The sequence below is a fragment of the Psychrobacter sp. 1U2 genome (genome assembly GCF_051847575.1).
Genome location: NZ_JBPYDC010000315.1, coordinates 1 through 1212 on the forward strand (window position 1 = coordinate 1; position 1212 = coordinate 1212).

At 47.4% G+C, this 1212-nt stretch carries 1 protein-coding gene; it reads left to right on the top strand.

Annotated features, from left to right (window positions below; translation table 11 throughout):
- Positions 1-115 precede the first annotated feature (115 nt).
- Positions 116-1212, top strand: a 1097-nt coding sequence (locus ACS8FD_RS15440) for a beta-ketoacyl-ACP synthase II (protein ID WP_439276496.1), incomplete at its 3' end; no start/stop codon positions are given.

Consider the following 1212-nt stretch of genomic DNA (forward strand, 5'->3'; position numbering starts at 1 on the left):
TAATAGTTGCTAAAGTAGCGGGATAACGCTATAAATAATATTGCGTAATTTTAGAATATTTACAATAAAACAAGTAGTCTCACCCTTTTAGGATCGCAAGTACAGGATATATCACATGAGCCAAAACAGCAGTTCACCGATACCGCAACATACCAACGCTGAATCAAAACGGCGTCGTAAGCCTCCTCATCATGAACGTCCTGATGAGATGCGTGTCGTCGTTACTGGTATGGGGGCTGTTACCCCGCTAGGTGTGGATGTTGAGAGCACATGGACACGGTTGCTCAATGGCGAAAGTGGTATTTCAACCATTTCACACTTTGATGCGACTGATTACCGTGCCCAAATCGCAGGTGTGATCAAAGACTTTGATACTACGCCATATATGAGCCCTAAAGATGCACGCCGTTATGATGCATTCATGCACTATGGTGTCGCGGCTACTGCAATGGCATTAAAAGAGGCTGGCTTTATTGAAGAAGTTAGCGCTAATGATACGCCAGTACAAAATGTCGATCAGGAGCGTTTCGGTGTCATATTAGGCTCTGGTATCGGTGGTATTCAGACTATTGAAGACAGCTGCGCTATGCTAACTGAAAAAGGCGCTAAAAAAGTATCACCATTTATCGTACCGGGTTCTATTGCCAATATGGCAGCTGGACTGGTAGCTATCAAACACAAACTTAAAGGCCCCAATCTTGCTACTGCAACTGCGTGTACGACAGGGACGCACGCTATCGGTTTGGCTGCACGTCTAATCGCTTACGGCGATGCTGATGTCATGATTGCTGGCGGTAGCGAAAGGGGTTCAAGCCCATTAGGTATGGCAGGTTTTGCGGCGATGCATGCGCTCTCTACCCGTAATGATGAGCCTACCAAAGCATCACGCCCATTCGATAAAGATCGTGATGGTTTTGTGATGGGTGATGGCGCAGGCGTATTGGTACTTGAAAGCCTTGCCCATGCTAAAGAACGCGGTGCAACTATCCTTGCTGAAGTCGTCGGCTTCGGTATGAGTGACGATGCCAGCCACATTACGGCACCTCCTGAAGATGGTAATGGTGCTGCTCGCGCCATGCAAAGTGCCCTTGATGATGCTGGTATCGAACCGTCAAGCGTCGGTTATGTCAATGCTCATGGTACTAGTACCCCTGCTGGTGACGTCGCTGAATCGATCGCTATTGAAACTGTTTTTGCATCCGTTAAAGACAG